Below are 23,779 nucleotides of genomic sequence, written 5' to 3'. Positions count from 1 at the left end.
AAGTAGAAAAGACAAGGAAATGAATTAGTATGGAAAAAGAAGAAATTGAATTAGATTTACTTTTGACAGCTGTATACAAATTGACTGGGTATGACTTCAGACAATATATGCGTTCGTCCTTAATGCGGAGGGTCCAAAATCGGTTAAACAGAGAAAAGCTGCTAACCATTACTGGACTAACAGAGAGAATTATTCATGACGAAGATGTTCTCTATAAGCTGCTCCGTGACTTTTCTATTAATGTTACTGAGATGTTTAGAGACCCCTCCTTCTTTAAGGCTTTCCGAGAAGAGGCAGTTCCCTTATTAAGGAAGCTCCCTGAAATCAGGATCTGGCATGCAGGTTGTTCTACTGGTGAAGAAGCCTATTCTATGGCAATTATGCTAGAGGAGGAAGGATTGGCACATAAGGCCAAGATATACGCTACTGATATGAATGACGTTGTGTTGGAAAAAGCTGCAGCAGGGGTAATCCCCCTGCAAAAAATGCAGGCTTATACGAAAAACTATCTTGCCGCTGGCGGCAATAGTTCCTTCTCCGAATACTATACAGCAGACAGCAGCGGAGCTATTTTAAAGCCGTCAATCCTGAAAAATATCGTGTTTGCACAGCATAATCTAGTAACAGACAGGTCATTTAATGAATTTCATGTAATTATTTGCCGTAATGTCCTGATTTATTTTAATCTGGAATTACAGCAGCAAGTATATGAATTATTCAATGAAAGTTTAAGCCCGGGAGGCTTCCTTGGCTTAGGAAGCAAAGAGACAATTCGCAGTGATTCTGCCTACTTTGAAAATTTTAATACACAAGAGAAAATATTCCGTAAAAAAAGCAGTGCTTCCTATTAGGAAGCACTGCTTTTTTATATGGATCGCCTTCAATCTGCTTGTATTAAGACTACACACATATCGTCTGTAGCACCTTTCTGGTGGTCTTTAGATGTAATTAAGTCAATCGGTTCCGATGTCTTCGCATCAGCAAGCCGGCAGGAAGCAGCCTTCTTTATCAAGTCGATACCCGTTTCTCCATATTTATCAATCGCTTCATGGACACCATCTGTACAAAGAATAAGCTGAACAGAATTCGAGTAGTGAATGATATTCTTCTTTGTTCTGATATCATCAAAGAAGCCGACAGCTGTCGTATTGCTTTTCAATTCTACTGTTGTTGTACCGTCAATTAGGGCATAACCGTCCAAATGTCCAGCATTTATGTATTCTATCGTTCGTTCATTTGTATCTAGTACTAAGTATATCGCTGTAAAATAATATGGTATTTTTTGATTTGAATTTAGTGTGCTCATTCGGCGGTTTAAATCTTGTATCACATTCTCAGGATCAGGATTTTTTTGAATTGTGTCACGCAATACAGAGGAAATAAACATGCATACAAGCGAAGCGGAAATTCCGTGGCCCATCATATCAAGCTGAATGGCGGCATAACGATGATCGCTAATCTCATACCAAAAGTACATATCTCCCGCCAATTGAAATGCAGGCAGATAGGATGCCTTAATAAGCAAGTTTTCTTTATGTATAGGTGGGCTGAGCACGCTTGTTTGTACTTGTGTTGACAGCTCCAATTCATTTCTGATTTTCTCTTCTTGTTTCTTATGCCAGTCTTTTTCATATTTTAACCTGATTGCAACGCGAAGTCTTGCGAGCAGCTCTGTTTTGTTAATCGGCTTCATTAAATAATCTGTGCCACCGGCATCTAATGCTTCAACCACTTTGCATGAGTCCTCTAGCGCTGTGACAAAAATGACTGGAATATCTTTCAGATGCTCTACTTGCTGGAGCTGTTTACAAGCTTCTATTCCATCAATTTCCGGCATCATAATGTCCATTAAGATAGCATCAACCTGACTCTCTATTACAAATGGTTTATCTGAATATAAATAGTTAAACATATCCTGTGCAGAAGTAAACGACAGATAATCTGTATACCCAGCACGCTGCAACAGCTTTTCTATGACGAATAAATTAGCTTCATTATCATCAACAATCAGTATTCCCAAGAATTATCCCCTCACTTACTATCAACTTTCTATATACAACATTTTTTAATACCCTGTTTAATATAATTATAAACATAAATATTAAACTTTTAATAGTTGCTGAGGTGTCCGTATACCAAATAATGTTATAATGGCTATAGGAATTGAGGGAGATAGCAAATGCAGCAACGAACGTTTTATATTGCATCAAGCTTTAAAAATAAGAATGAAGTACGAAATATCAGTAAACTGCTTATTGATAAAGGATATATCCATACATATGATTGGACATTAAATAACAGAGCAACATCCTTACAAGCTTTAGAGAAAATCGGACAAGAAGAGTTAGCAGCTGTGAAAAATAGTGATTTTATAATTGTTATACTTCCGGCTGGAAAAGGGAGTCATATTGAATTAGGTATAGCAATTGGTTTGGGGAAAAAGATATTCCTCTATTCCCCTAATAAGGAAGTGAATAATTTAGAAGCGACAAGCACCTTTTATCATTTACCGGAAGTTAACAAATGTTATGGGGAAGTCGAGGATTTAATAGAGACGGTTATTGCGCTAACTATCTAAATTTGTGGCTTATTTTTTGGAGTAGTGGGTATGTAATGGATAAGCAATTAATGTGTAACAATGAATAATAGCTTACCAATACATTCACCAATTTTTTCTGAAAGACTAAATAAGGAAAAGCTCATAGCGATGACAATGGAGAGCAGTCCAAACTTTATTATAGCTTTCGGTACTTGAAGATAATCTGAAATACAATTGATCATGATCGAGCTCCTTTATTAAATAATAGCTAAATGATAACAATAATTATATTAAATGTAAATAAAAGGTTATTGCGTTGCATTCTTATAATATTAATGGGAAAGAGGTAATTTCAATGACAACTGTAATTGAAAATGAGTGGTTAAAGGTAGAAATTGCAAGCAGCGGTGCTGAAATTCGTAAAGTGCAGCATAAAAAGAATGAACTGGATTATATGTGGACAGGGGATAAAGCATATTGGGGGCGAGTTTCTCCCGTATTATTTCCGATTGTGGGCCGTTTAAAGGATGATAAATATGAACTAAATGGAAAATCCTACCCGATGTCGCAGCATGGCTTTTTGCGTGATGCCGATTTTGATATAGAGAAGAAAACAGACAATGCTGTTTCCTTTGTTGTTAAGTCGGACGGGCGTTTTCTTGATGTTTATCCTTATGAATTTACAGCGTATATTCACTATTCTTTGCTGGAGGATTCTCTTTCTGTCCGCTGGGAAATAGTCAATGACAATAAGGATGAGATGTTTTTCTCCATCGGTGCACATCCTGCCTTTAGAGTTCCGCTGTTAGATGATGAATCTGCCGAGGATTATGTCCTCCATTTTACAACAGCTGAAAACAAAGATGTTATGGAATATGAGCTGAAGGATTCGCTTATTCATGAAAAAGGGATTGCTAATGATATTGATTCTATTCAGGTGAAGGATTCTCTTTTTGAAAATGATGCATTAATCTACAGTCATATTGATGCGATAAAACTAGTGTCAGATAAATCAAATCATGGCGTCGAAGTTACATTTAAAGATTTTCCTTTTGTAGGGATTTGGTCGAACTACTCTAAACCAGAAGGAACAATGGCTCCATTTGTATGTATTGAACCATGGTACGGGATTGCTGATCTATATAACACAACAGGAAAGTTAAATGAAAAATTCGGAATGAATAAGCTTGAAGCAGGGGAAACCTTCCAAGCAGGGTATGAAATAAAGTTTGTTTAATAAAAAGGTAAGGGAACTGTTTAAAATAAGGTTCCCTTACCTTTTTATTACAGTTCTCGCAAATAAGGGTTCCTTCATTTTTTAAATATGCCTTTATTTCGGTCATTCCTTTACGCATAGGATAGCGCATTTTTACATACACAACGTCATTCCCCCTAATTTCCTTCCTGCATACGGAACATTCAGATTTGCTATTGAACATACTAAACACCTCCACTTTATTTACGAATAAAACAATAGATAGTTCCTATTGCAAGTAAAAAATCTCTTTACATTAGAATCAGTTAGGTTTATGATTAAGCTTAATTTTACATAACCATTTAACTACTAGGGGTGCCCGCATGGAGGGCTGAGAGAAAAAAGCAATTTTTTTAACCCTTCGGACCTGATCTGGATGATGCCAGCGTAGGAAAGTAGTCAGTGAGATTCTTTATTTACTGCTATTTAAAGCCAGGTCTTAAAGTGAGACCTGGCTTTTTTATATTAGCATGGTTGTAAATTGAATAAGAGATTGCACTGGGGGAGCCGAACGGCTGAGAGTAGACTTTACAGTCTTGACCCTTTTTGGACCTGAACTGGATAATGCCAGCGTAGGAAAGTGTTCGTATTAGATTAGTCTTTTTTGACTGTCTAGATCCCTCAGTGCTCATTACTGGAGGGATTTTTTTATGGAAAAAACACGAAAGCTTACATTAACGGCAATGATGGTCGCAATCGGGACAATGACTAGTAATTTTTTCTTCATTCCGATTGGGTTTACGAAGGTGTTTCCCGTACAGCATTTTCTCAATGTTCTGTCAGCAGTATTACTAGGTCCGTATTATGCCGTGCTGCAAGCCTTTAGTGTCTCGCTTTTACGAAACCTCATGGGAACTGGTTCACTGTTTGCATTTCCAGGAAGCATGGTCGGAGCACTGTTAGCGTCACTATTATTCTTAAAGACTAGGAAGCTGTATATGGCATTTGCCGGAGAGGTTTTTGGAACTGGCATACTTGGGGCAATATTAGCATATCCAATTGCGGCAGTTCTCCTTGGACAAAAGGCGTCATTGTTTGGCTTTATCCCGCTCTTTATTTTCAGCTCGATTGCTGGAGCATTGATTGGAGCGATTGTATTAAGCATCTTTGTGAAAAAGCAAGCGGCTGTATTAACAAATACGAGCTTGCTCAAAAAGTAATGGTACTAGAAGGAGACACAAATGGAAGACTTGAAAACTATTGATAAAACGAATGAAACACCAGACGAACAACTATTAACAGTGGGGCTTGATGAAAAGCTTCCTCCTCTTAAAAGCTTTTTATATGGTCTGCAGCATGTGTTTGTTTCAAATGTATGGCTAGATCCTATTTTTGTGGCAGCAATGATTGGTTTGCCTTTTGCTTTATCAGCCAATATCGTTAATTCCATTTTTATTGCAGCCGGTATTGTTACATTGCTGCAGGCAGCAAAGTTTGTAAAGCTGCCAATCGTCCAAGGACCATCAGCTGCCTTCGATTCCATCATGATCGCAGCTGGAAAAGCAAACGGTCTTGCTGCTGCGAGCGGGGCAATCCTTGTCAGTGCAATAATTGTATTCATATTGTCTGTTACTGGGTTAATAGGCAAGCTGAAGGTATTATTTACACCAGTTGTATCAGGGACTGTTATTTTTCTAGTCGGTATTTCTTTATCGAGCTTTACATTGTCTGAGTTTCTCGGCGGTTCACCAGGAGATGCAGGCTTTGCAAGTTCAACTGTATTAATGATGTCCATTCCAACAGCTTGTATCGTTTTAATTTTATCTATATTCGGAAAAGGCTTTTTAAAATCTTTTTCCTTTTTAATAGCATTAGTTGTTGGTGATATTATTGCGATTTGTTTAGGAGAAGCTGATTTTGGAATGATAGCAGAAAAGGCTTGGTTCGGTCTGCCGACATTCCTGCCTTATGGAAATTTAGAATTCGAATGGACAACTTTTCTCACATTTTTTGTTGCGTATATAGTGGCTGTAATTGAAGCGATGGGTGTTTATCAAGCATCCTCCACCATTTTGAAAACAGAGATAAGTGCAAAGCGAATTAGGAATGGTTTTGCAGGCGAATCGGCAGGATCTATGCTGTCCTCTCTTATTGGCGGTTTTCCAACAACTGCCTATGCCCAAAATGTTGGTTTGCTTCGTTTGACAGGAGTTGGTTCAAGATATCCTGTGATGATTGCAGGTGTTATCTTCCTAGTGCTTGGCTTTGTACCGAAAGCAGGTGCCTTGCTTGCTTTAACGCCAAGCCCTGTTGTCGGCGGAATCTTCCTGCCGGCTGCTGCGACGTTAGTGTTTACTGGTATTTCCTTACTAGCAAAAGTGGAACAATCGGATCGCAATTACATGATTATTGGACTTTCCATTTTACTAGCAATCTCTTTGCCAAGCTTTTCAACAGGTTTTACAGGGGCAGCAGGAGCCTTCCTGTCAAATACGATATTAATCGGGGCATTTTCTTCAATTATTTTACATCTGCTGTTTGTTAATATTCCAAACTGGATAGAAAAGGGGAAGGGAATATGAAAGAAATCTCTATTGTTATAACAGAAAAAGTCCTCACTTTTATCGAAAAATATAAGAATGGCATTTTGAATAAAGAAGAGCATGACCAAGAATTTAATAAACTCGCTCTAGAATTGTTTTCCTATCAATTTCAGCATAACATGCCTTACAAAAAATATTGCCAAGTGAAGAAAAAGAACCCCCTCACGGTTAAGCGTTGGCTTGATATACCGCCAATGCCAATACAAGGTTTTAAAGAGCTGACATTAGCGTGTGAACCTATTGAGGATGCAGAGGCTGTATTTATGACTAGCGGAACTACTAATCCTGACCAAAAGGGCAGAAATTATCATCCCTCATTAAAGGTATGGGATGCATCGATGAAGCATCCATTTAAACAGTTTGTACTGCCAGACAGGGAGAAGATGACGATATTTGTATTATCACCAGCTGCAGACATGAATGAAAATTCCTCCTTGTCTAGGTATCTTTCAAATGCAGCAGCTTATTTTGGGGCAGAAAACAGCCAATTCTTCTTCGGGAAAAAAGGATTAGAGATGGAGAAATTTGCGAGTGAGCTGCGTAAGTGTGAACAATCAGAAGAACCAGTAATGCTTATGGGCGCAACATTTGCTTATGTTCATCTTCTTGATTATTTAAAGGAAAATGGACTGCAATTTCAGCTCGCAAAAGGAAGCAGGATATTTGATACAGGCGGCTTTAAAGGTCAGTCTCGTGAAGTAGAGATGGAAGAGCTGTATAAACAGTTTCATACAAGCTTCCAAGTTGACCGTTCACTCTGCATAAATATGTATGGCATGACCGAACTAAGCTCGCAAATTTATGATCAAAGTATTTTGTCGAGCTGTTTAGAAGGAGATATTCGTTTAGAAAAGACAGGTCCTGCATGGGTGAAAACAGTCATACTTGACCCAGACACATTAAAGCCAATCACAAATGGTCAAGCAGGGGTAATTGCACATATTGACTTAGCAAACTGGAATTCTTGTATAGCGATTCTAACTCAGGATGAAGGCTGTCAAACAGATAACGGGTTTAAGCTCCTTGGCAGAATAAAGGGGGCAGAAGCCAGAGGCTGTTCGATTGCAGTGGATCAGCTGATGCAATCTGCATTAGGTGGTGCATCCATTTAGTGATGGAAACAGAATTAATAGAAGCCTATTATGTACCAGAATCAATAAAGCTCACAGATTTTCGCCAAGAGTCAATTCAGGTGAAAGGCAGGAAGTACATCGTAAAATATCCAGAATTAACTGCCGAGCATATAGAGGAAATCGGGGCATCATTGCAAGCAAACAGAAAAGATTATCTTGCTCAGCTTACTACTAATGAAGTAGTCGACAAGATAGACCAAGCTATCCAGCTATGGCTGAATCCAAACTACCGATTGAGACGTATTGCCGACGCATTAATTCCTGCAGTCACCGGGTATGATCAAGACATGGTTCGGCTCGAGTTGAAAAGGTATATGAGGACCTTTCGCAAAAAGGAGCTGCTGCGCTTCCTTGATGAGGAATTTGACCAGCCTGCCATACTCGATGACTTTCGGCCAAGAAAATCAGGCGGAATGAGTCGTGCGTATGGACCAAATACTATTTTTCATTTATTTTCTGGTAATGTGCCAGGCGTGCAGTTATGGAGTTTAATAATGGGGCTTTTGCTTAAATCAGCGGCAATCGGCAAGACCTCTTACTCAGAGCCCCTCCTCCCTGCCCTCTTTCTCCAATCCTTAAAGGAAGTGGACGAGAGATTGGCTGATGCCATCGCCATCCTGCCATGGAAGGGGGGGACAGAGTCCCTTGATAATATGGCAGTCAATTGGGGAGAGGCTGTTATCGTTTATGGGTCGAACAAAACGGTCGCGGAAATAAGGAAGAAGACACCAATTCACAAAAAGCTGTTGTCATATGGTCATAAAATCAGCTTTGCTATGATTGGCAAAGAAGCATTAACGGCTGATCATTACAGTGACACACTCCATAAGCTTGCCGAAGATATTTCCATCTATGACCAGCAAAGCTGTCTTTCTCCGCAATGTGTTTATGTGGAGCAAGATGGGGTGGTAAGCCCGAAGCAGTTTGCACAAGGATTAGCAGCAGAGCTTTCCCGATACCATAAAAAAAGACCAAGAGCAAAGCTGACAGGGGAAGAGGCAATGTCCATACAAAACTTCCGAAATGAGCATTCCTTAAAAAGCCTGCAATCACAGAAAACGGCAGTATACAGCAGTAAAGACGATACAGCATGGACGGTCATTTACCATGAGGAACCTTCTTTTAGCGGTAGCCCGTTAAACAGAAGTGTTCATGTGTATGCAGTGGACAGACTTGAGGAAGTTGCTGACCATTTCCAGCAATGGGAGAGCTATTTACAATCATGCGGGCTTGCCGTAGAACCAGCAAGATTGTTCTCGCTCGCCAATATTTTAGGCGCTGCTGGCGTTAATCGGTTCAGCCCAATCGGAGAAATGAACCGGGCAAAGCCAGGCTGGCATCATGATGGCGGTTTTAATTTAATGGAGCTAGTTCGCATGGTTGATTTGGAAAGGGACCTTGAGTATGGACTTGAAAAATACGACAGTGATGTGGAATAGAAAGGACGAGGAAAGTTGAATCTTCAAGAAAAAATTGTTTTAGTGACAGGTGCAAGCAGAGGAATAGGCGCAGCTATCGCTAAAAAAATGGCTGCTGAAGGTGCATTTGTCATTATCAATTATTTAAAAAACAAAGACCTCGCCGGAGCAGTTGTCAGTCAAATCGAAGCAGCAGGAGGGCAGGCTGTTGCCATTCAGGCAGATGTTCAAAAAGAAGAACAAGTCACCGATATGGTCGCACAGATTGCTGATGCATTCGGTACAATTGACATCGTTGTGAATAATGCCTTGAGTCATTATACCTTTAACCCCAAAACAAGGAAAACAGCATGGGAAATCAGCTGGGCCGATTACAACAGCCAGTGGGAAGGCAATGTTCATGGCACCTATAATGTCTGCAAAGCAGTGATGCCATATATGAAGGAACAAATGCAAGGCAGGATAATCAATATTGTCAGCAATCTAATCGATTTTCCGATTATTCCATACCATGACTACACAACATCAAAAATGGCCTTGTTAGGCTTTACAAGAAATCTAGCCAAAGAGCTTGGCCTATTTGGAATCACCGTGAATGCAGTCGCGCCAGGCTTAACCTATCCGACAGATTCCAGCTCCGAAACACAGGAATCTGTGCGAGAATCAATCATTCAAATGACACCGATGGGCCGTTTGGCAAGTCCTGATGATATTGCAGGAAGTGTGCTGTTTTTAGCATCAGATTTGGCAGCGTTTGTGACGGGGCAGTGTTTGAATGTGGATGGAGGATTGGTGATGCGATGAGTTAGGAGAGCTTGCCTTATGGGTAGGCTCTTTTTTTATGTTTTTATCAAACAAAAAGAGAAACTCAATCGGAAGTCTATGCATTCGACATATTGAGTCCCTCTCTTTTCAAAAAGGATTTAATATATGTCCATAGTTGAAATGTTAAGAAACCTAATATAGATATTGATAAAAAAGTAATCTGTCAGATTGGAATAGTATGTTTCATTTTTTTAGCTTATATGCTCCAACAGTTGCTGTAAAACCTAATAAGATCAAGAAAAAGAAGTGACTTTTGATAAAGAGTCTGCTTTCTCTTACTCTTTTTTGTATCATACGAAATGATATAAAAAGGATAAAATACAAACCTTTTAGTAAAGAGTTTCGTCTAAGTATTGGATTAAGGAAAGGGGTTAAGATACTATGTATGCAATTTATGATATTGTCTTTTTTGGAACAATTTTTTTAATTATTTATATCGTAGTGGATTTTATTAGAATGAAAACAAGTGGTTTAATGAAAAGATTGATTACTTATAGCTTTCTATATTATTTACTGCACGTTGCGCAATTAACAACTGGAGGAATTATATTGCCTCCTCAACACGATTTTTTGCCAACTATACAGCTAGTGCCGTTTTATTTTATTAAAGATTGGTACAATCTTTATCATTATCAAGGATTCGACTGGTTCTTTTGGAATTCTGTAAAGTTATCTTTTTATAATTTAATAATGCTTTGTCCATTAGGTGTGTATATATCGTTGTTATTTAAAGCAAGAAAACTTTCAAAAGCGATAGGATGTATTTTTCTAGTAAGTGTAACAATTGAAGTGCTGCAGCTTTTATTAGGTTATGTAGGTATTGTTCAAGGCAGGGCATTTGATGTGGATGATCTGCTGTTAAATACTATTGGTGGCGGAATTGGCTATATTATAACAGAAGCAGTAAAAAAGAAAGTTAGATTATTTCGTCAAAAGCAAATGGTTAATTAAATTGGATGGTCAATAATTCTGCCAATTGGATGGTCAATATTGTTTCGAAATCCAGTATGATAGTTATGTGATATACTTAGCATGGTTATTATAATATTGGAGTGAGCATAGATGACTTGGATTTCCATCATAGCGTTAGTTCTATTTTGTATAGTGAAGGTTTTAATGACATGTTTGCCGACAGGTGTGGTCGAATGGCTGCTTGGAAAATATAAATTGCATTTGAAATTGTCTGAAGTTAATACAGAAGTTCTCTATAATGGCAGAAAAATTGAAGGAGCGCTTAAAACTGATATTTTAAAGCTGTTTAATGAGGCAACTGTCAGAGAAAAATACAGTTTATATCCTGGAAGTGAAGAAGGGTATCTTCACCCTGAGAATGCAGATTATTCTTTAACGATTGTTACAAGAAACGGCAAGAAGGAGTTAAAGCTGTTATTGTCCAGTTATAAGGACCGTATGGATATTGTTAAACAATATAAAAATAAAATTGTTGTATATAGCACATATCCGCTTGAGATGGATATTAATAAAATGATTCAAGCTTAAAAACTTTCTTAAAGGGCTGAACACAAAAATGGTAACGAAACAAGTGTTTGGAACTATTTAACAGAGCATAAACTCGGCCGCTTTCCTTTTCCTTTAAAACAGGAATTAGTCCAATCAAATACACCATACAAAAAGCCGGAAGGTATACAGTGGGAACTGGTAACAGAAGAGGAATGGGCGGAGATGTCTGTATTAAAGGAAATAATTGAATTAACGAAAGTGAAAGAAGGAAAAAGGCCATTTTTGTAATAGAAAATGGCCTTTTTTTCGTATTAACTTAAAATTATAAGAATATTGCATAAAAATATTTTCTTTTTCTACGAGCCTGCTATTATAATAGAAAATATATGTACATAGATGAGGGAAAAGAGGTAACTAAAATGGGCAAAGGATTAGAAGGGAAGCGTGTGGTTATTGGAGCTTCTCGTAAAATAGAAGAAATCAGCAAATTAATCGAAAATCAAGGCGGTATTCCAGTTGTCCGCTCTTTACAAGGTACCGTTTTCTTAGCGGAAAAAGAGGTAGAACCTGCTCTGATTAAGTTTGTGAACGAAGGGGCAGACTGGGTCATCTTTACGACAGGCATCGGTACAGAAACACTTGTAAATATCACGGAAAAGCTAGGTGTAAAAGCGGAATATCTTAAGCGATTGGAAGCGGCTAATATAGCGATCAGAGGCTACAAGACAAAAAATTACTTGAAGAAAATTGGCGTAGTGCCTGATATTCTCGATGAAGATGGGTCAACAAGAGGATTAATTCGTGCGCTTGAAGATGTTGATTTTGCAGGGAAAAACGTATTGGTTCAGCTTCACGGTGAGACAGCGCCTCGACTCATCCAGTTTTTAGAAGATAAAGGAGCAAGCGTTGCTACTATCCTGCCATATCAGCATATCGCTCCAGAATGGGATGCTGTGCAAACACTTTTTGAGGAAATGCACGATAACAAAGTGGATGCCGTCTGCTTTACGAGTGCGATTCAAGTACGATCTCTTTTTACATTTGCAAAAGAGAAGGGTGTAACAAAAGAAATCCTCGATGCATTCCAAGACAATACATTAGCAGTTGCAGTAGGAAAAGTAACTGCAGAGGCATTATCGGAAGAAGGAGTAGACAAAATCGTTGTTCCTGAGCTTGAACGTATGGGTGCAATGATTATTGAGTTGTCTCGTTATTATGAAGGCAATAATGTGAACTCTTGAGAGAAACATGTAAGAAAAGAGCTATTCAGCTCTTTTCTTATTAGGAGACCAATTTTAAACCTACTGCTGCACCTAACACCATAGCTATAAAGACAAGTCTTCGCCAATCTTTTGATTCACCATATAGTAACATGCCCAAAATAGCTCCACCAGAAGCACCAATTCCTGTCCAAATTGCATAAGCTGTTCCCATTGGGAGTGTTTCCATTGAATAGGAAAGGAAGATAAAACTAGCACCAAATCCTAATATTAATAGTAATACGGATTGCCAGTTACGGTCTTTATGCAATTTGTTTATCATAGCCACACCAAACATTTCACACAGACCTGCTAGTATAAGAGAAATCCAAGCCATTACGATTCATCCCCTTCTTGAGTTTTATTTTTTGTAACCAATTTTAAGCCGATTACGCCTCCTAAAAGGAGTAAGATGAAGAGAACCTTTTCCACTTTAAAAGCTTCCCCAAAGAATAGAAGTTCAGAAAGTACAGTTCCTGCAGTACCTAAACCAACAAACACTGCATAAACAGTCCCAACAGGCAGCTTTTTCCCTGCCATAATCATTACGTAGAAGCTGATGATAATACAAACAACTGTCCCCGCCCACATCCATAGGTTATCAGAGTGCTTTAAGCCAATAACCCAAAATACTTCAAAAAATGCTGCGATAAAAACTTTAATCCAATCCATTTCTAAAACCTCCAAATTAATTTTGCATAAAAAAAAACAAAAGCCCGGGAGCAAACTGATAAGTCAGTTTCTCCCAGGCTTTTGTCCTTCCGTGACACAGCAAAGCTGTGAGTTTTCTCTCGGACCAGTCCAACACAATAATATATGCTGCGGAACCCTAGAAAACATTTTTGTTTATGCAATTACCTTGAATTATACACAATTTTATAGATGTGTCAAACATGGCTATTCAGATATTAGCTGATTAATAGTAAAAAATTTGTATTTTACCAGAAGAATGGTGATAATAGAGGAGAAAGGGAGGATGTAAATTTTGGAAAATGCATTAATTATGATGACAGATCGTTCGACCTCTTTAAACTTCCTAATATACTTGCAAAATATATATATAAATCAAACAAACAATACCGAAAAGATAAAGTTCCCTTATTTCTCTGCAAAGATTACTTTTAAGGATGACTTTAAATCAAGGTTTCAAAACCTATGGAAGAAAGTCTCTCAAATTGTATTTCTTAATGATGTCAACGATACAAAGCTGTTTTATGAGGAAAAAGAAATTTTTTATCATAGTTTGTTTTGTGAAGATGCTGAAGGTCTAACTAGTTTTCATGAAGTTTATAAAAGCTTTCAAGCTTGGTGGGGAGACTTTACTGGCGGTTTTGTGATAGAAAGGTCTATTGATGAAGCAGGCTATAATTTATATATGGATTTAGTAGGTTATTATAAGGAAAGCGGAATTAAGGTGCAAAAAGATATTTATATTTCTCTAATATATGATGAATGCCTATTAGCAAATACTCAAACTTCATCTGATTTTGCTGTCATTCCAATTAAAGATTATTTCATAAACTATGATGAATTAGTAAAGAGATTGAAAAATAATTTTCTATAAGTATAAAACAGCGACAAAGATGCAGCTGTTTATTTCTTCAGCTCTATTTTGCCAATAATTGCTTCACTTGAAATGCCACCTGAGTCCCCACGTATTATTTACTGGTAATTATAATAAATAGTATTTACTGGAACTTCTAATGCTTGGTGTTATTATTTATTTTACACAGAAATCCTTTATTTATTGCGCGGTTTACAGTTTAATAAAGGGTTATCTATAAGATTAACTGTTTTACCTGTTAAAAGTTATGAAATTAAATCAATAAAAAAGCCAACCAGAATAAATTCTGGTTGGCCATTAAGTTTGCTAGGATGGTAGTTTATTATGAAACTGCCTTTTGCTTATTTTAAACTGCGGTTTAAGAACGCTTTTGTTCGTTCAAACTTAGGATTTGTAAACAAATCTTTTGGAGCACCAGATTCAACAATTTCCCCATTGTCCATAAATACGACTCTGTCAGCAACTTCTCTGGCAAAGCCCATTTCGTGCGTTACGACAATCATGGTCATGTTTTCTTGAGCCAGGTCCTTCATCACTTGCAATACTTCACCAGTTAATTCTGGATCAAGAGCGGAAGTAGGCTCATCAAATAACATAATATCTGGGTTCATCATTAATGCTCTGGCAATTGCCACCCTTTGTTTTTGTCCGCCGGACAGCTTAGCTGGAAACGAGTTCGCCCAGCTGGAGAGCCCGATTTTTTCTAGCAGCTCATTGCTTCTTTTCTGTATGTCAGCAGAGGATTCTTTTTTGACCATTTTTGGAGCAAGCTCTAAATTTTCTCTCACAGTCAGATGAGGGAAGAGGTTGAAGTGCTGGAAGACCATCCCCATTTTACCTGTGATTTGTTTAATGTCTTGCGGTTTAACGTATTGTCCATCTTTTACTAAATAATCGCCGCTCACACAAATACTGCCGCCATCAATCACCTCAAGATTAACAAGACTGCGAAGCATGGTGCTTTTTCCAGATCCGGAGGGACCAATAACCGCTACTACTTCGTTTTTATTTACATTAAATGTAATTTGCTTTAATACGTCTAAATTGCCGTACGATTTTTTTAAGTTAGAGATTTCAATAATAGCCATATTCACCAACTCCTTCTTATTCAAATTTGAATCGGCGTTCAAGCCATTTAAAGATTAACGTTAATAGAAGCGTCATGATTAAATAAATGACACCTGCCACAACAAATGGCACAATTGTAAAGTCGCGATTAACTGCAGCTTGAGCAAAGTGCAGCAATTCTGGTACAGCTACCGCATAAAGGAGTGCTGTATCTTTAACAAGTGTTACAGATTCGTTCGCCACAGCCGGAAGGGCGATGCGGAACATTTGCGGAAGAATAATCTTTCTTAAAGTCTGCCATTTGTTTAAGCCAAGTACTTGTGATGCCTCATATTGACCTTTATCAATGGCAATAAGACCGCCGCGGAAGATTTCGGCAAAATAAGCAGCATAGTTTAAAATAAAACCTAAACATGCAGCTACAAAACGATCTAATACTAAATATTCACCAACTACAGGAATCATTGGCAGACCGAAACAGATAAACAATAGCTGCAGCAATAGCGGTGTTCCGCGAAGCACATAAATATAGCCTTGAGCAAACCAGGAAAGAGGCTTAAAGCTGCTTCTTACAGCTAATGTTAATAGAAAGCCTAGCGGTATGGACACTACAATAGCAATGATAAACAAGAGGACAGTCATCTGAGCCCCTTCAAGCAAAGGCATAATTATTGATTTAATGTATTCAAAAGACATAAAAGTTACCTCCGAAAACAAAACGGACTTCCTTATCGGAAATCCTGTTTTGCCAGTAATTAGTTATTATTTCAACACTTTATCTTCGCCAAACCACTTTTCAGAGATTTCTGATGCAGTGCCATCCTCGTTCATCTCATCAAGTGCTTTTTGTAGTTTATTAAGCAGATCCTCATTACCTTTTTTAACGCCTACTCCATATTCTTCAGGAGCAAGAGATTCATCAAGTACTTTGAAAGTGCCTTCCTCTTTAGTCATATAGTAGTTAATAACAATTTCGTCAATTACTACAGCGTCTAAACGGCCACTCTTTAAGTCATTCAAAGCAGAAACATTGTCAGCAAACTCTGTTACTGTTTTAATTTTTGATTTAATAGGATCAGCATCTAATGCATCGGATGCAGAAGAAAGTGATTGAAGACCAACGACTTTTCCTTCTAAATCATTAAGTTTAGAAAGAGAAGAATCAGCCATTGTTACGACAACCTGTGCATTTTTCAAGTAAGGCTCTGTAAAGAGAACCTTTTCTTTACGCTCATCTGTAATGGTGTAACCGTTCCAAATAAGATCAATACGACCGCTGCTTAACTCAGATTCTTTCGTTTTCCAGTCGATAGGTTGAAATTGAGCTTTCATGCCCATTTTTTCAGCTGCTGCTTTCGCATAGTCAATATCAAAACCAACAATCTCATTATTTTCATCACGGAACCCCATAGGAGCAAATTTATCATCAATACCAATTACCAATGTATTGTCATCTTTTTCGGCAGATTTAGAGCACCCTGCTACAATGGTGAAAATCGCTGCTACTGCTAAAATCATTGTTACTAAACGTTTCATATATTATAGAGACCACCTTTTATTAAGTATTTTGCTTTAGTACGCTACCATATTATCGAACTATAGTATTGTAACACTATCATCCAATAAATACAATTAGGTTTTTCGTATAAAAGTAGATTAATATCAGTAAATTACAAATTAGTAACTAAAATAGTAGAAACCTTAAAAAAAAGAGCCCTTCATTAATAATGGAACTAATAAATCGCGATTAAATGAAACCAAAGAAGAGCTATAAACGTATTAAAGTTATTACAATTAATCTATGAGAAGGATAAAGCAATGTATAAGAAAAGAATTGTCATAAATCTAATTGGTTGGCTCTATATAGTCGTTCTACAATAGTGTACTATTCTGAGGGATTCCCGTTTATAACCCCTGGTTTTAGCGGATTTATTATTTTTATGGTTGGAGTTTGTATGTGTTTATACAGTCCTAAAGTAGACGAGGTTTTAAAAAAATGGTTTGGAAAAAATAATGGAAGTGGTAAGAGTAGTTAGTATCTTTGCTAAATAAGATTACGTACGAGGAGAATTACAGGTGAAAATACCTTTTGGAGGTAATGATGAAGATAGAAGAAAAAGATGATTTGGTTATTATAGATGGTATCGAAATAGACGGTTCAATTGATATGGAACAGCACTGTAAAAAATGTCAACATAACTTGGTTTACTATGAAGATTATGATGCTTATTTCTGTCCTTCCTGCAATGAATGGACTGAGGTGAAATGTGAAGACCCTAATTGTTCTTATTGTCCAAAACGACCAGAAAAACCATTACCTTAGATGGAGTAATGATTCTAGAAAGGAAGCACTATATGCATGAAATCATTCCATTATTTTTAAATACGGAAATCTCTGAACAAGAATATTATGATGGCATCATTTATTTTATTTATTCTAGCAATATTAGAAGTGGAGAATATGAGTGTAATCAATTTGTAGTTAAAAAAATGGATCATTTAAATTATATAATTTTTGAAGAATATGTCATTAATAACAAAAGAGAAATTCATCACTCCGTGTCCATTTCGAAAAGTGAATTGGTAAAGGTAATCAATACGTTTGCGGAAAATCAAGGATTTGTCGTTAGAAGTTATGATAGGACTTGAGTGTAGATGTTTACTTTTAATGAGGCATGAAGAAACACCCCTTAAAATTCACTTCATTAAGTGTATTTTAAAGGGTGTTTTATTTGAAAAACATGTTAATGATTAATCCAATAAATCAATGTTTTTATGATAGGATTTTTTGAGTGAAGTATAGCTTATTATAAAATTAATGAAGGATATAAAAATCGCTGGTAAAAACAACTGAACTGAACTTGTCATGTTAGACGGGATTCCTTGTATTACTACTAACATAACGGCAATAAGAACCATCATGATTAAACTGCGGTTTATGATTGCTTGTTTTTCTTTTTTAAATCGTCTTTCACTTATAATATCAGGATATTCTATGCCTGACATTATATATCTTATTAGTACATAGGCAACTAGGAAACATAAAGAAAGCAAGGTGACAGTTCCAGAAGCAGACCCTCCGTAAAGAGAAAAATTATTAATCAATGCATAAATAAATAACAATATGGCAAGCAGCACAGCAGATTCAGCTATATAGTAAAGCATTTTCTTTTCTTTGTATTCATCCTTAGGTAATACCTTAGACAGCCATGATTTTTGTTCCATAAAATTACTCCTCCCAAAATAAGTCATCGAGTGTTTTTTCTAAAGCCTTAGCAATGGAAATACAAAGCTGCAAGGTAGGGTTGTAGTTCCCTTTTTCAATAAGACCAATTGTTTGTCTTGTAACATTAACCTTTCTGGCTAACTCTGCTTGAGTCATGGATTTCTCAGCTCTGGCTATTTTAATACGATTTTTCATAATTTCACCGACCGAACTAAATTACACAATGTAATGTTTAAGTTGCATTATGTAATATATATATTACATTGATTTCCTTAAAAAGGCAATAAAAAGCAAAAAAATTCTATTTATTATTTTCATAATCTTCTCCTAACATATTTAAGATTAAAAAATTTTCATTAAAATTTTAGAAAGCATCATGATACATTTTACCGTTATTTCATTACGGTTTTGTATGATTATAGAAAGGATTAATCTTATTAAGAAAGGAGAATAGTATTAAATGCATATAAATCCCATAAGCAGGTCACTTTCATTTTAAAAAATCCTCACTTAATACAAATTAATGCATTAGTATCCAATATAATTTAGATAAGATATAATTCTGACAAGATAATATATGGAGGTAAAACAGTTGAATATTTTAGTAATTGAAGATGAAGAAGCGTTATCAGAATTTATTCTTTTGGAGCTAATGCACGAAGGATATAATGTTACGCCTGCTTATGATGGAAGGAAAGGGTTAGAGCTTGCATTAGAAAAGAATTGGGATGTTATCCTGCTTGATTTAATGCTGCCAAAATTAAATGGTATTGAAGTTTGTAGACGGTTAAAGGCAGTAAAGGATATTCCGATCATTATGATAACTGCCAGAGATAGTATTATGGACAGGGTCTTAGGATTAGATATCGGTGCTGATGATTATATTCCAAAACCCTTTGCCATTGAGGAATTGTTAGCAAGAATTAGAGTTATTATTAGAAGACAAGAGAAACTGAAAAATTTACCGGAGATGACTTTGTCCTTTAAAGATCTTGAGCTTAATATTGAGTCAAGATTGTTAAAAAAAGGGGAGCACCTAATAGAACTGACTAAAAAAGAGTACGACTTGTTATTTCTGTTTATGAAAAACATTAACCGAGTTTTAACTAGAGAGATTATTCTAGAAAATATTTGGGATTATCATGCAGACATAGAAACAAATGTCGTAGATGTTTATGTGATGCATCTTCGCGGGAAATTGGAAGCTAATGATAAAGAAGGCTATATACAAACGATTAGAGGAATGGGATATGTTATGAGGGAATGAAAAGTGTGAAAGCATTATTACCTAAAAGTATCAAGATAAAATGGAAATTAACATTTTGGGCCGCATTACTAATCCTCTTCTTATTTTTATCCTATACCTTCGTTCAGTATGTTGTCATTATGAAGTGGGTTAATAATCATGAAAGACAAACAATTCAAAAAAATATGGAAGAAATTTATGCCTATTTATTAGAAGCAGATTCAGAACAAGAGATTTTAGAAAGTAAAGCGTATATAGATATCTTGAATGAACATCACCAATTAATAAGGATTGTTAGTGAAAATAATTCCGTATTATTTACAATAACAAATAAAGTGCCAAAAAATTGGGTCTCATCACAATCAGCTTTAAAAGAAGAATTAGTGGAAATGTCCCCTAAGGGAGATCGACTGCTTGTATACCGAAAGCCTTTTGAAGTAACCGGTTTTAAAGGTACGATAGAAATTGTCCGAAACTTAGAGAACTTCGAAAGTTTGATAAATCAAATAACGACATTAGTAATAATTACAGGATTAGTGGCTATCATTTTAAGTTTTGTAGGGGGAAGGATTCTGTCCTTTCAGTTATTAAAACCAATAAATTCTATGATTAGGACAATGAAAAGTATAAAAGAAAATGGTTTGAATAAACGGGTGAATATCGATAAACAGCATGATGAAATGACAGAGTTAGGAATTATGTTTAATGAATTAATGGATAATCTCGAGACATCTTTCCAGCAACAGCAACAATTTGTGGAAGACGCTTCTCATGAATTAAAAACACCATTAACAATCATTCACGGTCATCTATCCCTTATAAATCGCTGGGGAAAAGATAATCCGCAAACATTAGAAAGGTCACTTAACTTGAGTTTGAATGAAACCAATAGATTAATCCGTATGGTTTCAGAATTGCTGACCTTATCAAGAGGAGATTTCTCCACAAGTACTGCTGTATTAGAGGATATAAAAATAAAAGGTGTAGTAGAGGATGTTGTTGAAAATTTCTTAACTTTAAATCCAGACTATAATATTTCCTCTTCAATAGATATTAGTAAGGATTTCACCTTAAAAATATTCAAAAATCATCTTGAGCAAATAATAATTATCCTGTTAGATAATGCCATAAAATATTCAAAAAACAAGAAGGAAATCGAGCTTAAAGTAAAACATAGCGAAAACAGCTTAGCTATTGAAATAAAGGATTACGGTGTTGGAATTCCAGAAGAAGACCTACCATTGGTGATTAATCGATTTTACCGTGTTGATAAAGCAAGAAGCAGAAAAAATGGCGGAAATGGGTTAGGATTAGCAATCGCCAAAAGGTTATTGGAATATTATAAAGGGTCGATTGAAATTCAAAGTGTTTATGGTGAATGGACAAAGGTAATTATTAATATCCCTTTGAGAAAAGATTCTGATGTACTGTTCCGAAAAAAATAAAATGAATTAAAGAGGTGGAAAGAATGTTTAAAAAATTTATGAAAACGATTAAGCAATTTTCTCACAGCAGTCATAGATCTAGAAGCTATAGCAGAAGTGATAGAAAAAGGTATAAAAAATACAGCAGCAGTGATAGAAGAGGATATAAAAAAAGCAGCAGCAGTGATAGAAGCAGAAGGTATAATCCGTATGGCGGCAGTCACCGCTATAAAAGTCGCAAGCATAGCAGCAGCTAAATAACGAAAGGAAATCTTGTTCTGAAAGAGCAAGATTTCTAAATGTTAGAATTTTAAAAAGGCAGGTTTTTTGATGGAATTCGTATGGTGGGCAATAACCATAATATTATTTATATTAAGTTTTGTGGGGATAGTTTATCCGATTATTCCCTCTGTAGTAGCAATATGGGGAGGATTTTTGGTTTATCAGTTTTTGATTAATCCTAGTGAGCTGTCTATATGGTTCTGGATAAGTATGGGATTGTTAAGTGCTGTATTAATAGCAGCCGATATCATCGCAAATAGTTATTTTGTGAAAAAATATGGCGGGTCAAAGATTTCTGAAACAATAGCTGCAATCGCAACAATAGTCGGGTCCTTTATTCTCCCTCCATTTGGAATTATCCTCGTACCATTTGTAGCGGTTTTAATTACGGAATATATCTTGCATAAAGATATGAAGAAGGCGGCAAAGGTTGGATTCGCTACGGTAATAGGCTTCTTAGGAGGCAGTGTAGCAAAAATATTAATACAGGTTATTATGATTATTTGGTTTTTTACTGCAGTAGTTGTATAGGTTGATTTATCAATCTCTATTGAGAGGAATTCTAATGAATTCCTCTTTGTTTTTTAGATAATGTAAAAAAAAAATGATTAATTAATATGGGTTAAAGGACTAAAGGGGGTAAGTGAAAGCATAACTATAATATGAGTCCCACTTATAATAAAAAATTAGAGGAATAATAAAAGCGAGGTAGATATATGAAAGAAAAACTTAGAAAAATCAATCTACGTACTGCTTTAATAATGGCTATTTGTTTTTACTCTTTAACAATAGCACTGCATATCCTTGTTATCAGCAGTGTTATTCCGTTCTCTTGGGTTAACGGAGGGCGATCTGATTCGTTTGAATCTCAGCTGCCAATATCTGTTGTTGGTATGGTTGTTTGCATTATAGGCGGTGCTTTTACCATTTTTGCTGCCCAAAAAAAGCGGTATTTAAATAAAAGAGGAAGATCTATTATATGCTGGTGTTTCGTGGCACTTTGGACCTTTGGCTTTTTTCAACAACTACTTGGAACCTCTTTTGAAAAACTGGTATGTTCGTTTCTATTGCTTCTTGGAGTGGTATCACACTTGCGTATGGCTATTGAAACAAGATAATGAATAAGGAATTAGTAGTTAAATTGTTTTGATTTCTAATTTTAATTTACGGGTAATAATATCGGTAAAGATAAAAATATTTTAGTTTTTTGTATTTGGAGGGATTTTATGGAAATATCCATGGCGATAATTGTTATTATCACACTTGCATTACTTTTCATCCCTGTTATGTTTTATTATAAAAATACAAAAAAATTATTATTATCATTGTTAGCTTATTTTATATGTGCTGCTCCAATGCTGTATGTGGTTATTGATGATGTAATAAATAATTATGAAGATGCTAATATTGGCTTAGGATTAGGGATTTTTCTTACTTGGGGTCTTACTGCTTGTTTATATTTAATTTTAGGAATCTCATTTTTTGTTAGATTAATACGAAAAGGGTAGTGTATATTGATTTATCTCCGCTGCTAAAGCAGCTTTTTTATTTTTTGAGATATGCTTAATTATATGAAGAAATTCGCTAGAAACAGATGCAAATCCGATATCGCAAATAAGATGCAGCCGTAAAAAGTCAGACAGTGGTATAAATGTCTGACTTTTTTGTGTTAATGGAAGTTACATCTCTTGTTGCAAAATAAACAGAGTTTCTATGTGACAGAAAGAAATTTTAATATATGCGTTTGGGAATAAATACCTTTGGGAAAAGAGAACTTATAAGTTAAATATTGTAAAATGAAATAGTGATGGAGGATTTTGGAGATGACAGAAAAAAAGCAAAGCTTATTAGGTAACATTTTTTTAGCATTACTACTGGTTATAGTGATAAGCGGTTGTGGTCAAAAAGACGAAGCTCAGGAAACAGAGGGGAAAGCTGAAAATACAGCAGCAGCTACAGAAGCAAATACAGAAGCAACTGCAGATGCTAGTGAACCGAAAAAAGTGTCGGCAGCAGAAACGGATGGAAAAACAGTTTTTGATAGGAACTGGGATAGCTTGAAAAATGAATGGAATAAAAGTATGACTTCCGTTAATCCTGACTTGGCTACTCTGAATGATTTAGAAGAAAAGGATAGTGCTTATGGATTACTTCGTACTGGCACTATCAATGAGAATCAAACAATTGTAGTATCTGCAGCAACGGATAACGATACTGGCAACCTTCGGACAGCAGCAATTTTTGGAATTATGGATGATAGCGGAGACGTTACTTCTGCAGCAGTTAACTTAGTTAATATAGCAGATTCAACCATTTCGGCAGAAAAGAAACAAGAAATTAATACAGCATTAGGTTTAGTCGACGGTAGAATTATTGATAGTGGGCAAAGTACATATGAGGAGAACGGGCTGATGTATACGGCCATTTATGATGCTCCAGAGAATTTGGAGCCTACATTAGGATTGTCCATACAAGAGGTTGAATAGAATTTATTGTATTTGTTTTAGTTTTCTTTAGAAAAGAACACAAAGCAGTC

30 protein-coding genes and 3 riboswitches are annotated in these 23,779 nt (G+C 36.1%); of the genes, 21 read left to right on the top strand and 9 right to left on the bottom strand.

Going from position 1 to position 23,779, the window contains the following annotated elements; all coding sequences use genetic code 11:
- Window positions 1-29 precede the first annotated feature (29 nt).
- Complete coding sequence (locus ACLIJJ_RS14800) at window positions 30-851, top strand: CheR family methyltransferase (RefSeq protein WP_233315039.1); 822 nt, start codon at window positions 30-32, stop codon at window positions 849-851.
- Between the two features lie 29 nt (window positions 852-880).
- Here ACLIJJ_RS14800 and ACLIJJ_RS14795 read toward each other — a convergent pair whose 3' ends face one another.
- The gene (locus ACLIJJ_RS14795; protein WP_237942956.1) at window positions 881-2,020 is read right to left on the bottom strand and encodes a PP2C family protein-serine/threonine phosphatase; all 1,140 of its coding nucleotides are present in this window, start codon (window positions 2,018-2,020) and stop codon (window positions 881-883) included.
- Between the two features lie 159 nt (window positions 2,021-2,179).
- Between ACLIJJ_RS14795 and ACLIJJ_RS14790 the strand changes: the two genes are divergently transcribed.
- Window positions 2,180-2,578, top strand: a complete 399-nt coding sequence (locus ACLIJJ_RS14790) for a nucleoside 2-deoxyribosyltransferase (RefSeq protein ID WP_237942954.1) — start codon at window positions 2,180-2,182, stop codon at window positions 2,576-2,578.
- Window positions 2,579-2,625: 47 nt separating this feature from the next.
- Here the strand turns inward: ACLIJJ_RS14790 and ACLIJJ_RS14785 are convergent, their stop codons facing one another.
- Window positions 2,626-2,781, bottom strand: a complete 156-nt coding sequence (locus tag ACLIJJ_RS14785) for a hypothetical protein (protein ID WP_411411172.1) — start codon at window positions 2,779-2,781, stop codon at window positions 2,626-2,628.
- Between the two features lie 113 nt (window positions 2,782-2,894).
- On the opposite strand from ACLIJJ_RS14785, the gene ACLIJJ_RS14780 reads away from it, so the two are divergent.
- From ACLIJJ_RS14780 to ACLIJJ_RS14740, 9 genes are all read left to right on the top strand, one after another.
- Complete coding sequence (locus ACLIJJ_RS14780; protein ID WP_411228898.1) at window positions 2,895-3,776, top strand: aldose 1-epimerase family protein; 882 nt, start codon at window positions 2,895-2,897, stop codon at window positions 3,774-3,776.
- A gap of 319 nt (window positions 3,777-4,095) precedes the next feature.
- A riboswitch (TPP riboswitch) is annotated at window positions 4,096-4,205 on the top strand.
- A 79-nt stretch (window positions 4,206-4,284) separates the two neighbouring features.
- Window positions 4,285-4,390, top strand: a riboswitch (TPP riboswitch).
- Window positions 4,391-4,444: 54 nt separating this feature from the next.
- Window positions 4,445-4,954, top strand: a complete 510-nt coding sequence (gene thiW, locus ACLIJJ_RS14775; RefSeq protein ID WP_411411171.1) for an energy coupling factor transporter S component ThiW — start codon at window positions 4,445-4,447, stop codon at window positions 4,952-4,954.
- A gap of 21 nt (window positions 4,955-4,975) precedes the next feature.
- A complete protein-coding gene (locus ACLIJJ_RS14770; protein WP_411411170.1) occupies window positions 4,976-6,316 on the top strand; it encodes a solute carrier family 23 protein in 1,341 nt (446 codons plus the stop codon).
- On the top strand, window positions 6,313-7,449 hold the full coding sequence (locus ACLIJJ_RS14765; RefSeq protein ID WP_237942944.1) for a LuxE/PaaK family acyltransferase: 1,137 nt from the start codon (window positions 6,313-6,315) through the stop codon (window positions 7,447-7,449). Before ACLIJJ_RS14770 ends, ACLIJJ_RS14765 begins: the two co-directional genes overlap by 4 nt.
- A gap of 2 nt (window positions 7,450-7,451) precedes the next feature.
- Entirely contained in the window at window positions 7,452-8,909 is a 1,458-nt protein-coding gene (locus ACLIJJ_RS14760) for an acyl-CoA reductase (RefSeq protein ID WP_251647586.1), read from the top strand.
- 15 nt (window positions 8,910-8,924) lie between these two features.
- Window positions 8,925-9,692: a 3-oxoacyl-ACP reductase gene (locus tag ACLIJJ_RS14755; RefSeq protein ID WP_411411169.1), complete on the top strand. Its 768-nt coding sequence runs from the start codon at window positions 8,925-8,927 to the stop codon at window positions 9,690-9,692.
- A 402-nt stretch (window positions 9,693-10,094) separates the two neighbouring features.
- Window positions 10,095-10,664 (top strand): VanZ family protein, encoded by a 570-nt coding sequence (locus ACLIJJ_RS14750; protein ID WP_411411168.1) that lies wholly within the window; start codon window positions 10,095-10,097, stop codon window positions 10,662-10,664.
- 111 nt (window positions 10,665-10,775) lie between these two features.
- Complete coding sequence (locus tag ACLIJJ_RS14745; RefSeq protein WP_233315049.1) at window positions 10,776-11,213, top strand: YfmQ family protein; 438 nt, start codon at window positions 10,776-10,778, stop codon at window positions 11,211-11,213.
- Between the two features lie 380 nt (window positions 11,214-11,593).
- Window positions 11,594-12,415, top strand: coding sequence for a uroporphyrinogen-III synthase (locus ACLIJJ_RS14740; protein ID WP_233315050.1), 822 nt, complete (start codon window positions 11,594-11,596; stop codon window positions 12,413-12,415).
- Between the two features lie 40 nt (window positions 12,416-12,455).
- Here ACLIJJ_RS14740 and ACLIJJ_RS14735 read toward each other — a convergent pair whose 3' ends face one another.
- Both ACLIJJ_RS14735 and ACLIJJ_RS14730 read right to left on the bottom strand, forming a co-directional pair.
- Entirely contained in the window at window positions 12,456-12,770 is a 315-nt protein-coding gene (locus ACLIJJ_RS14735; protein WP_233315051.1) for a DMT family transporter, read from the bottom strand.
- Entirely contained in the window at window positions 12,770-13,105 is a 336-nt protein-coding gene (locus tag ACLIJJ_RS14730) for a DMT family transporter (protein ID WP_233315052.1), read from the bottom strand. The genes ACLIJJ_RS14735 and ACLIJJ_RS14730 overlap by 1 nt, the downstream gene beginning before the upstream one ends.
- Window positions 13,106-13,173: 68 nt before the next feature.
- Window positions 13,174-13,277: riboswitch (guanidine-I (ykkC/yxkD leader) on the bottom strand.
- Window positions 13,278-13,418: 141 nt separating this feature from the next.
- Between ACLIJJ_RS14730 and ACLIJJ_RS14725 the strand changes: the two genes are divergently transcribed.
- Window positions 13,419-13,997, top strand: a complete 579-nt coding sequence (locus tag ACLIJJ_RS14725) for a hypothetical protein (protein WP_411411167.1) — start codon at window positions 13,419-13,421, stop codon at window positions 13,995-13,997.
- A gap of 341 nt (window positions 13,998-14,338) precedes the next feature.
- Here ACLIJJ_RS14725 and ACLIJJ_RS14720 read toward each other — a convergent pair whose 3' ends face one another.
- From ACLIJJ_RS14720 to ACLIJJ_RS14710, 3 genes are all read right to left on the bottom strand, one after another.
- Window positions 14,339-15,085 (bottom strand): amino acid ABC transporter ATP-binding protein, encoded by a 747-nt coding sequence (locus ACLIJJ_RS14720; protein WP_411228905.1) that lies wholly within the window; start codon window positions 15,083-15,085, stop codon window positions 14,339-14,341.
- 16 nt (window positions 15,086-15,101) lie between these two features.
- Window positions 15,102-15,761: an amino acid ABC transporter permease gene (locus ACLIJJ_RS14715; RefSeq protein ID WP_233315054.1), complete on the bottom strand. Its 660-nt coding sequence runs from the start codon at window positions 15,759-15,761 to the stop codon at window positions 15,102-15,104.
- 66 nt (window positions 15,762-15,827) lie between these two features.
- Window positions 15,828-16,601 carry an amino acid ABC transporter substrate-binding protein gene (locus tag ACLIJJ_RS14710; protein ID WP_237942935.1) on the bottom strand — a complete coding sequence of 258 codons (774 nt, stop codon included), beginning with the start codon at window positions 16,599-16,601 and terminating at the stop codon, window positions 15,828-15,830.
- A 562-nt stretch (window positions 16,602-17,163) separates the two neighbouring features.
- Between ACLIJJ_RS14710 and ACLIJJ_RS14705 the strand changes: the two genes are divergently transcribed.
- On the top strand, window positions 17,164-17,388 hold the full coding sequence (locus tag ACLIJJ_RS14705) for a hypothetical protein (protein WP_233315056.1): 225 nt from the start codon (window positions 17,164-17,166) through the stop codon (window positions 17,386-17,388).
- The gene (locus tag ACLIJJ_RS14700) at window positions 17,355-17,714 is read left to right on the top strand and encodes a hypothetical protein (RefSeq protein WP_411411166.1); all 360 of its coding nucleotides are present in this window, start codon (window positions 17,355-17,357) and stop codon (window positions 17,712-17,714) included. The genes ACLIJJ_RS14705 and ACLIJJ_RS14700 overlap by 34 nt, the downstream gene beginning before the upstream one ends.
- A 102-nt stretch (window positions 17,715-17,816) precedes the next feature.
- Here ACLIJJ_RS14700 and ACLIJJ_RS14695 read toward each other — a convergent pair whose 3' ends face one another.
- Window positions 17,817-18,290, bottom strand: coding sequence for a hypothetical protein (locus tag ACLIJJ_RS14695; RefSeq protein ID WP_237942931.1), 474 nt, complete (start codon window positions 18,288-18,290; stop codon window positions 17,817-17,819).
- A gap of 4 nt (window positions 18,291-18,294) precedes the next feature.
- Window positions 18,295-18,486: a helix-turn-helix transcriptional regulator gene (locus tag ACLIJJ_RS14690; RefSeq protein ID WP_233315059.1), complete on the bottom strand. Its 192-nt coding sequence runs from the start codon at window positions 18,484-18,486 to the stop codon at window positions 18,295-18,297.
- Window positions 18,487-18,883: 397 nt separating this feature from the next.
- On the opposite strand from ACLIJJ_RS14690, the gene ACLIJJ_RS14685 reads away from it, so the two are divergent.
- The 7 genes from ACLIJJ_RS14685 to ACLIJJ_RS14655 all read left to right on the top strand — a co-directional run bounded on the left by ACLIJJ_RS14685 (window position 18,884) and on the right by ACLIJJ_RS14655 (window position 23,729).
- Window positions 18,884-19,558: a response regulator transcription factor gene (locus tag ACLIJJ_RS14685; RefSeq protein WP_445738860.1), complete on the top strand. Its 675-nt coding sequence runs from the start codon at window positions 18,884-18,886 to the stop codon at window positions 19,556-19,558.
- Window positions 19,555-20,982, top strand: coding sequence for a HAMP domain-containing sensor histidine kinase (locus ACLIJJ_RS14680; RefSeq protein WP_411411165.1), 1,428 nt, complete (start codon window positions 19,555-19,557; stop codon window positions 20,980-20,982). Before ACLIJJ_RS14685 ends, ACLIJJ_RS14680 begins: the two co-directional genes overlap by 4 nt.
- A gap of 96 nt (window positions 20,983-21,078) precedes the next feature.
- The gene (locus ACLIJJ_RS14675) at window positions 21,079-21,222 is read left to right on the top strand and encodes a hypothetical protein (protein ID WP_233315062.1); all 144 of its coding nucleotides are present in this window, start codon (window positions 21,079-21,081) and stop codon (window positions 21,220-21,222) included.
- A gap of 69 nt (window positions 21,223-21,291) precedes the next feature.
- Window positions 21,292-21,774, top strand: a complete 483-nt coding sequence (locus tag ACLIJJ_RS14670) for a DUF456 domain-containing protein (RefSeq protein WP_233315063.1) — start codon at window positions 21,292-21,294, stop codon at window positions 21,772-21,774.
- A 185-nt stretch (window positions 21,775-21,959) separates the two neighbouring features.
- Window positions 21,960-22,361, top strand: coding sequence for a hypothetical protein (locus tag ACLIJJ_RS14665; protein ID WP_411411164.1), 402 nt, complete (start codon window positions 21,960-21,962; stop codon window positions 22,359-22,361).
- Window positions 22,362-22,469: 108 nt separating this feature from the next.
- Entirely contained in the window at window positions 22,470-22,751 is a 282-nt protein-coding gene (locus ACLIJJ_RS14660) for a hypothetical protein (protein WP_411411163.1), read from the top strand.
- 315 nt (window positions 22,752-23,066) lie between these two features.
- A complete protein-coding gene (locus ACLIJJ_RS14655) occupies window positions 23,067-23,729 on the top strand; it encodes a hypothetical protein (protein ID WP_411411162.1) in 663 nt (220 codons plus the stop codon).
- Window positions 23,730-23,779 lie beyond the last annotated feature (50 nt).

It is taken from the genome of Niallia laureatilytica, assembly GCF_046613985.1.
Taxonomy (GTDB): Bacteria; Bacillota; Bacilli; order Bacillales; family Cytobacillaceae; genus Niallia.
Note: the sequence above shows the minus strand (reverse complement) of the source record. Positions and strands in the feature narration are given on the sequence as shown.

Coding starts and splice junctions, on each gene's coding strand:
- ACLIJJ_RS14800 (WP_233315039.1), top strand. CDS start 30: ATGGAAAAAGAAGAAATTGAATTAGATTTACTTTTGACAGCTGTATAC.
- ACLIJJ_RS14790 (WP_237942954.1), top strand. CDS start 2,180: ATGCAGCAACGAACGTTTTATATTGCATCAAGCTTTAAAAATAAGAAT.
- ACLIJJ_RS14785 (WP_411411172.1), bottom strand. CDS start 2,781: ATGATCAATTGTATTTCAGATTATCTTCAAGTACCGAAAGCTATAATA.
- ACLIJJ_RS14780 (WP_411228898.1), top strand. CDS start 2,895: ATGACAACTGTAATTGAAAATGAGTGGTTAAAGGTAGAAATTGCAAGC.
- thiW (WP_411411171.1), top strand. CDS start 4,445: ATGGAAAAAACACGAAAGCTTACATTAACGGCAATGATGGTCGCAATC.
- ACLIJJ_RS14770 (WP_411411170.1), top strand. CDS start 4,976: ATGGAAGACTTGAAAACTATTGATAAAACGAATGAAACACCAGACGAA.
- ACLIJJ_RS14765 (WP_237942944.1), top strand. CDS start 6,313: ATGAAAGAAATCTCTATTGTTATAACAGAAAAAGTCCTCACTTTTATC.
- ACLIJJ_RS14760 (WP_251647586.1), top strand. CDS start 7,452: ATGGAAACAGAATTAATAGAAGCCTATTATGTACCAGAATCAATAAAG.
- ACLIJJ_RS14750 (WP_411411168.1), top strand. CDS start 10,095: ATGTATGCAATTTATGATATTGTCTTTTTTGGAACAATTTTTTTAATT.
- ACLIJJ_RS14745 (WP_233315049.1), top strand. CDS start 10,776: ATGACTTGGATTTCCATCATAGCGTTAGTTCTATTTTGTATAGTGAAG.
- ACLIJJ_RS14740 (WP_233315050.1), top strand. CDS start 11,594: ATGGGCAAAGGATTAGAAGGGAAGCGTGTGGTTATTGGAGCTTCTCGT.
- ACLIJJ_RS14735 (WP_233315051.1), bottom strand. CDS start 12,770: ATGGCTTGGATTTCTCTTATACTAGCAGGTCTGTGTGAAATGTTTGGT.
- ACLIJJ_RS14730 (WP_233315052.1), bottom strand. CDS start 13,105: ATGGATTGGATTAAAGTTTTTATCGCAGCATTTTTTGAAGTATTTTGG.
- ACLIJJ_RS14720 (WP_411228905.1), bottom strand. CDS start 15,085: ATGGCTATTATTGAAATCTCTAACTTAAAAAAATCGTACGGCAATTTA.
- ACLIJJ_RS14715 (WP_233315054.1), bottom strand. CDS start 15,761: ATGTCTTTTGAATACATTAAATCAATAATTATGCCTTTGCTTGAAGGG.
- ACLIJJ_RS14710 (WP_237942935.1), bottom strand. CDS start 16,601: ATGAAACGTTTAGTAACAATGATTTTAGCAGTAGCAGCGATTTTCACC.
- ACLIJJ_RS14705 (WP_233315056.1), top strand. CDS start 17,164: ATGATGAAGATAGAAGAAAAAGATGATTTGGTTATTATAGATGGTATC.
- ACLIJJ_RS14695 (WP_237942931.1), bottom strand. CDS start 18,290: ATGGAACAAAAATCATGGCTGTCTAAGGTATTACCTAAGGATGAATAC.
- ACLIJJ_RS14690 (WP_233315059.1), bottom strand. CDS start 18,486: ATGAAAAATCGTATTAAAATAGCCAGAGCTGAGAAATCCATGACTCAA.
- ACLIJJ_RS14680 (WP_411411165.1), top strand. CDS start 19,555: ATGAAAAGTGTGAAAGCATTATTACCTAAAAGTATCAAGATAAAATGG.
- ACLIJJ_RS14670 (WP_233315063.1), top strand. CDS start 21,292: ATGGAATTCGTATGGTGGGCAATAACCATAATATTATTTATATTAAGT.
- ACLIJJ_RS14665 (WP_411411164.1), top strand. CDS start 21,960: ATGAAAGAAAAACTTAGAAAAATCAATCTACGTACTGCTTTAATAATG.
- ACLIJJ_RS14660 (WP_411411163.1), top strand. CDS start 22,470: ATGGAAATATCCATGGCGATAATTGTTATTATCACACTTGCATTACTT.
- ACLIJJ_RS14655 (WP_411411162.1), top strand. CDS start 23,067: ATGACAGAAAAAAAGCAAAGCTTATTAGGTAACATTTTTTTAGCATTA.